The organism is Siphonobacter sp. BAB-5385 (assembly GCF_002261125.1).
GTDB lineage: Bacteria > Bacteroidota > Bacteroidia > Cytophagales > Spirosomataceae > Siphonobacter.
The window spans coordinates 47,909-54,189 of sequence record NZ_NMPS01000172.1 but is presented as its reverse complement, the minus strand read 5'-3'; the positions used below and the strand labels follow the sequence as shown (position 1 = coordinate 54,189).

Here is a 6,281-nt window from a genome sequence, read left to right as displayed (position 1 = left end):
TCCAGAGGCAAAAAGGGAAAATTGACCTTTCAGAGTTTTACTCAACATAAAAGCACTTATACAACAGGGATTACAACCAATTAGTCATATTTAGAGTCATTAGCAGTAGTCAAGAAAAATTAACCTATTCGCTACAAAATCCATATTTCTATGAAAAACTATCCCTTTACTATACTGTTCTTTTTACTAACTCTGCTTTTAAGTTGCAAAAAAGAAGGCGTAGAGAAATCTCAGAAATGTGTTAAGGTTCTCTATAACAGAGAATATTGCCAAAAAGATCTTCACCAGGTACTTCTCCTTGAACCTAATGAAGATGCTACTGTATATGAACGTAGTGATACCACCAAAATATATTTGATGTCTTTAGTGAATCTTCCAGACAGTTTAATAAAATCAAAAACTCCTTTTTACCTAAAGTATCATGTTGATCAAAAAATTACTGATCGATATAAATCTTTGTTTTGTACCACCGATCTATATCCATCTACTATTAATGTGTTTAATGGAGCATCTTCAACATCTTGTCAGTGACTTTTAAACTCAATTGAAAGCATAAATTTAAAATACTGCTAACCGCATAGTCTCTTATAACCTTTTATAAACGACCCTTCAAGTTTTGTAATTTGAACTCAATCATCAGATTTTATTATATAAACATTAGCACCATCAATACATCTGATATAGCATTTCTCCCCCAAATCCTTTAAGCTTTGTAAGTATTAACTTATTTTGTAATTGTATACTTTCATTAGTACGGTCTATTCATGAATCAATGTTTTGTCGCTTATTATCGGGTCTCTACCGTTAAGCAGGGAAGATCGGGGCTGGGGCTCGAGGCCCAGCGACAGGCAGTCGAACGTTTCGTCGCGTCAAAAGGAGAAGTACTCCAGAGCTTCACCGACATCGAATCCGGAAAGAAGAACGAGCGGCCCGAGTTGCGGGCGGCCATCGCGTATTGCAAAACGCAGGGAGCTACCCTTCTCATTGCCAAACTCGATCGACTCACGCGTAACGTTGCCTTTGTCTTTACCCTTCGGGACTCGGGGGTAAACTTTATTTGCTGTGACATGCCCGAAGCCAATACCCTCACCATCGGCGTGATGGCTACCATGGCCCAGCACGAACGGGAGCTGATTTCTGAAAGGACTAAACGTGCCATGGCTCAGTTGAAGAAAAGAGGGGCTACGTTAGGTAATCCCGCCAATCTGACCGAGCAGGCCAGACGAAAAGGGACTCAGGCTAGCCAGATCAACGCCAGAGCTGATCAGAATAATCGGAGGGCGGGGGCTTTTGCCAGAAATCTTCGTAATTCCGGCTACAGCTGGGCCGAAATTGCCCGCCAGCTCAACGCCAACGGCTTTACGACACGAAACGGCGGAAACTTTCAGATTGTCCAGGTACAGCGAGTCGTTAAACTGCTGGATCACTTATAATATATTGGAGCAGAAACATTGGTCCAGCTCAAGCCACCGGTATATGGGACGGCATGAGCTGAACCGATTAAAGTATCATCTCTACCCGATAACTCAGCAAGAAAAGGCCCCTGTGCCTACGTTTATCGGACAAATGATTTGAGAAAATCCAGACTCGTCCTCCAGGTGAGATTGGGGTACCGTTCGTTCGCTAGTTGCGTATGCTGGGTCGTGAACATCGAATACATGTACTGCCCCTGTTGCCATTTGGCGTATAATTCCTGTTCGCCGGCCGGATAATCGGCTCGTTGCTTTTTGATAAAGGCGGCAAAATCTTCAAGACTGCCTAGCTGCTGCATTCTGAATTCCTGGCCCGTAAGCTGTTTGACCTCCTCCTGCAATAAGGAAGGGCTCACCTGAAAACTGGCAATCTGTAGGTTACGGGGGGCTTTTTCATCCAGAGCTACCTCGGCTGTGAAGGCGGCGGTATCATCCATCGTCGTGAAATCCAGTTTCCAGTCTGCCTTATCACCCCAGTACCCAATGCTTTTTTCTTTCAGGTTTAAAATCGGGGTATTGTATTGGAGAATATCCGCGAAAGCACCGTTGAAAACAGAAGAAGCCTGTATGGACGTGCGGTCCAGATACGTTCTGAATTCTCGCCGTAAATCAAAGTTTCTATTTTCCCCCGGCACCAGCTTTGTGTAATCGGTGCAAAAATCAGAAGGAATAAAGCGGGGCACACCGGCCTGAATCGCCCCATCCAGAATTCGGGCCTGTAAATCAACGATTACCTCGCGTAACCCGGCCAGAGCGATATGACACAATCGGCTCCCGTACTGGCCCTGGCCAGAGCATCCACGCTGTTCAGGTCTACTTCTTCAACCGTCGCTCCGCTTTCTTGCAACGCCTTTATTTTTTCCGGATCCGTAGCCGTACGAACGATCGCCTGTACGGCGGCCCCCTTTTGGATGAGTTCCCGCGTAATTCTGTTTCCCAGGTTGCCGGTAGCACCGAACACTACAATTTTCTTTTGCATGACTTTTTATAATAATACATTGGTAATGAGTTAATTTAGAAAACTAAAAACGGCATCCAGTACCTGCTCCGGTTGCTCTTCGAATAAATAATGACCACTATCCAGAATCCCAACCATTTCTAAATTCCTGGCCACGTGGGGTAAGCCCATCTTCATATACTGGTAACTTATATAACTACCAATTCCCAGTACCGGCATTTCAAGAGGACTATAGGTTTGGGCGTCCTGGATATCCTGACTAAACGTTTGGTACCAGGCATTCGAAGCCCGAATGCTCTCGGCATCGTTGTACGCCGCCGCGTAGTGATTTCTTTCCAAGGGCGTCATTTTGCTGTCGTCAATCATGACGTAGTGAAAAAGCCAGTCCAGCAGGTACTGAAACCGTCCGGCCAGTAGCTGTTCCGGCAAGCCTTTTACCTGATTGAATCCCATCCACCAGGCGTAGGGCCGGTTCGCATCCATTTTTTCCGTGAACGTGCCAACCGCAGGGATCAGACTCATCTGAAGCATTCCTTCGCTGGGGTGCGAACCGTCGAGCACAATAAGTTTTTCGGTGAACTGGGGGTAATTGAAGGCAAAGCTCATGGCGACCATCCCGCCAATGTCGTGCCCCATGATCTGCACTTTCGTCAACCCCAGTTGCTGTACCAGGGCCAGAATATCGGCTGCCATCGTTTTCTTATCGTAACCGGATTGCGGCTTTTCGGAACTACCCATCCCGCGGATATCTATAATCAACACCCGGTATTTTTGAGCCAGTGCTGCGGCAATGGGCTGGTACGAATACCAGGTTTGCGGCCAGCCGGGCAGACAAATCAGTGGGGTGCCGCTACCGCCTTCTACGTAGTGCAGGCGAACGCCGTTTACCGTTGCATACTGATTCGTAAAACCCGGGAGATGTTGAATTAAAGCTTCGTCAGCATATTGATCCTGAGAAGCTAAGGTATTTGGGTTCGCTTGAGTCATGGTTTCGTTTTTTAACGACTCAAAAGTACGGGGGCTGGAAAGGGTCAAAACTACCAAATGGTAGAGAATGACTACTATCGGATTTTTTTCCGAATCCGGCTCAGGGCATTGGGCGTGATACCCAGCACGGCGGCTACCTGCTTCACTGGTACTTTGTGAATGAGCTCCGAATGCGTCATGAAAGACAGATACCTTTCCTCGGCGGACATGGTTTGGAAATTCATGAGCTGGTCAATCATTCGTACCGTGGTTGCCTCCCAGATTTTTCTGCCAAACTCTTCCCAGGCGGCTACCTGCCCATACAGGAAATCCATATCCTTTTTATCGATCACAATCAACTTCGTCTCTTCGATGGCTTCAATATTAAACCGCGTGGGTTTTTGTGGGTGCAGGCTTGAAATTTCAGTGAAGAACTCATTCCTGAACATAACCCAGGTGGTATTTTCCTGATCATGAAGCTCATAGAAAAAGCGGATGCCCCCGGATACGATGAAGAAATACTGATTGGCGATTTGCCCCTTTCTTAAAATCAGCTTGTTTTTGGGAATCATCCGTTCTCTGCACCGGGAAAGGACCAGCTGTAGATCCACCTCATCAATCCAGACCATTTCCTTGATGAATTTTATGAATTCTTCCATGTGATTTTTGCAAGCAGGGCGTTGTGTAGCGGAGAATGTAGAAAACCTTTCTATGGACCGAGGCTCTAGGGTCGCACTTGGATAACTTCATTCGATGGACAGCATTAACCGATTCCATCGTAGCTAACGGGCGAGTAACAGGCTCGACTTAGTGATAACCTGATAACACGAAAAGACCCTTGGAATGTTTTCCGAAGGGTCTTTTCGTGTCAATGGTTCACCTGAAAAGTTATGGCTTCCCGGATGCTTTAAGCACTTAATTAATACGGATGAAACTCGTTTAATGAATCTTTACGCCGAAAGCTCTTCGATACCAAAGGCTGCTAATCCTTTGGTGTATTCAGCCTGCACGGCTTCATTCGCTGCTTTAACCAGTTGGCCTGTGGTTGGGTCAACTACGGTTCGTAGGGGACGTTGTCCCTGGGGTAAACGGATTAGATTCACCACGGCGTCTGCCACTTCCTGCGGATTCGGTTTTACCGTTTCAAACATCCGGCCAATGGCAGAGAATATTTTGTTTGGAATATGATCAATTGCCTGGTACCCCTCCAGAATGGATGCATCAGAGCCCGACTGCACTTTCTGGGACATTTCCGTAGGAAAAGAACCCGGTTCCAGAATGGCTACATCCACTCCCAGGGGTCGCAATTCGTAATGTAAGCCTTCGCTTAATCCTTCCAACCCAAACTTGGACGCAGAATAGACGGCTGAAAAAGGGAAGCCGAATCGTCCAAATCCGCTGCTAACGTTGACGATCAGGCCTTCGGACTGTTTACGCATATACGGCAGCACCTGCTTCATGAGTCGCCAGGGGGCAACGACATTGACATCAAACATTCGCTGTACATCCGCCGGGGTGCAGCTTTCCGCCACACCCATTATGGTATGAGCGGCATTATTCACCAGTACATCTATTGTACCTTCGGTAGCGATAATGGTGTCAATGGCCGTTTTTATACTGGTTTCATCGGTTAGTGTGACGTCCAGCACGGTTATGTTCTCTACCTGCGACAACGCGTGTGCCTGATCCGCGTTCTTTCCGGTAGTCTCTCGCATGGTCGCGTAAACTTTATGTCCTAGGGCGGCAACACTACGGGCCGTCAGCCAGCCAAAGCCGCTGTTTGTTCCGGTAATTAATACAATCTTTGGATTCATCATTTTCTTGTTTAAAGGAATGATGCAAAGGTTGCTCGCACCGGAAGCCGAACGTTTACCAATTGGTAAAAAGCGATTTTAACGAATGTTTTTTCGAATTCTGCTCAAGGATTGCTGCGTAATACCCAGATAGGAAGCCACATACGAAAGCGGGATGCGGTTGATAAGCTTCGGGAATTCTTCCATAAACGATAGATAGCGGGTGGTGGCATCTTCGGAAACCAGCGGGCTTCTGCGTTCAATCGCCTGAGTCATGCATTTCTGATAAATTTTGGCCTCGATCTTATCCCAACCTACAATGGTATTCAGAATATCTTCCCAATCTTTTCTTGAAAATGCCAGTATTTTGCAGTCAGTTACTGCCTGTATGTACTCCGAGGCGATTACCTGCGTGTGGAATTTTTGATAATCGACCACGAAGTTTCCCTCCTCCACAAAGTAATTAGTGATTTCTTCGCCTTTGTTATTGTAGTAGCAAAAACGAAAGACACCCTCCAGAATAAAACCCACCTGCTTCGGAATTTTCCCGGCTTCGGAAAAATAGTCGTCCTTGTGCAGGTCAAGTTTTTGGGCTTTGCTGGCAATAAGATCGGTTTGCTATTTGTTCAGATCACCAAATTGCAGGATATAATCAGTTAGTATTTCCATCGGCAAAAATTAACGCCAATCGTTAGCAGTTCATTTACCATATGGTAAAAACGAAGCGAATGGGTTTAACAGGGCCGAATCGCTGGTCTTATACGGAGGCTCACTGATCCGTTGAAGCTGAATCAACCCGGTTATTTCCTCAATCACCGGATTAAACCTGTAACTCCGTTTGTGAAGCAAACATTCATGAAATGGCTCCTGCAGAACGACCTCTTCCCCAACCTACGCTGTTCGGCTGGGGATACCTGAAAACCTAGTTTCTTACGGATTGGAGTCAGCATAACCTGCTTTCTGTTCTTTGTACTTCAGCTCCTGTTCATCTTCCTCACTGACATTGAAAAAATTTTCAGCCCGCAAACGTTTGCGGTAATGATGTCGCAAACGTTTGCATAAAAGTTTAACTAAAACGTGTTTTAATTACAT

The 6,281-nt window shown here is 46.1% G+C and carries 8 protein-coding genes; 2 read left to right on the top strand and 6 right to left on the bottom strand.

Features of this window, described 5'->3' with window-relative positions:
• Nucleotides 1–150 precede the first annotated feature (150 nt).
• Together BWI93_RS27485 and BWI93_RS16910 are read left to right on the top strand one after the other, a co-directional pair.
• Nucleotides 151–531, top strand: coding sequence for a hypothetical protein (locus BWI93_RS27485; RefSeq protein ID WP_141217497.1), 381 nt, complete (start codon nucleotides 151–153; stop codon nucleotides 529–531).
• A gap of 233 nt (nucleotides 532–764) precedes the next feature.
• The gene (locus BWI93_RS16910; protein WP_094813375.1) at nucleotides 765–1,433 is read left to right on the top strand and encodes a recombinase family protein; all 669 of its coding nucleotides are present in this window, start codon (nucleotides 765–767) and stop codon (nucleotides 1,431–1,433) included.
• 122 nt (nucleotides 1,434–1,555) lie between these two features.
• On the opposite strand, the gene BWI93_RS16905 is transcribed toward BWI93_RS16910, so the two are convergent.
• The 6 genes from BWI93_RS16905 to BWI93_RS16885 all read right to left on the bottom strand — a co-directional run bounded on the left by BWI93_RS16905 (nucleotide 1,556) and on the right by BWI93_RS16885 (nucleotide 5,768).
• Complete coding sequence (locus tag BWI93_RS16905) at nucleotides 1,556–2,239, bottom strand: NmrA family NAD(P)-binding protein (RefSeq protein WP_255157925.1); 684 nt, start codon at nucleotides 2,237–2,239, stop codon at nucleotides 1,556–1,558.
• Nucleotides 2,203–2,451 (bottom strand): SDR family oxidoreductase, encoded by a 249-nt coding sequence (locus tag BWI93_RS28945; protein WP_255157924.1) that lies wholly within the window; start codon nucleotides 2,449–2,451, stop codon nucleotides 2,203–2,205. The genes BWI93_RS16905 and BWI93_RS28945 overlap by 37 nt, the downstream gene beginning before the upstream one ends.
• Before the next feature lie 30 nt (nucleotides 2,452–2,481).
• Entirely contained in the window at nucleotides 2,482–3,417 is a 936-nt protein-coding gene (locus BWI93_RS16900; RefSeq protein WP_094813379.1) for an alpha/beta fold hydrolase, read from the bottom strand.
• Nucleotides 3,418–3,491: 74 nt separating this feature from the next.
• The gene (locus BWI93_RS16895) at nucleotides 3,492–4,055 is read right to left on the bottom strand and encodes a Crp/Fnr family transcriptional regulator (protein WP_094813373.1); all 564 of its coding nucleotides are present in this window, start codon (nucleotides 4,053–4,055) and stop codon (nucleotides 3,492–3,494) included.
• 291 nt (nucleotides 4,056–4,346) lie between these two features.
• A complete protein-coding gene (locus BWI93_RS16890; RefSeq protein ID WP_094813371.1) occupies nucleotides 4,347–5,210 on the bottom strand; it encodes an SDR family oxidoreductase in 864 nt (287 codons plus the stop codon).
• Nucleotides 5,211–5,288: 78 nt separating this feature from the next.
• Nucleotides 5,289–5,768: a Crp/Fnr family transcriptional regulator gene (locus BWI93_RS16885; RefSeq protein ID WP_369679176.1), complete on the bottom strand. Its 480-nt coding sequence runs from the start codon at nucleotides 5,766–5,768 to the stop codon at nucleotides 5,289–5,291.
• Nucleotides 5,769–6,281: the final 513 nt, after the last annotated feature.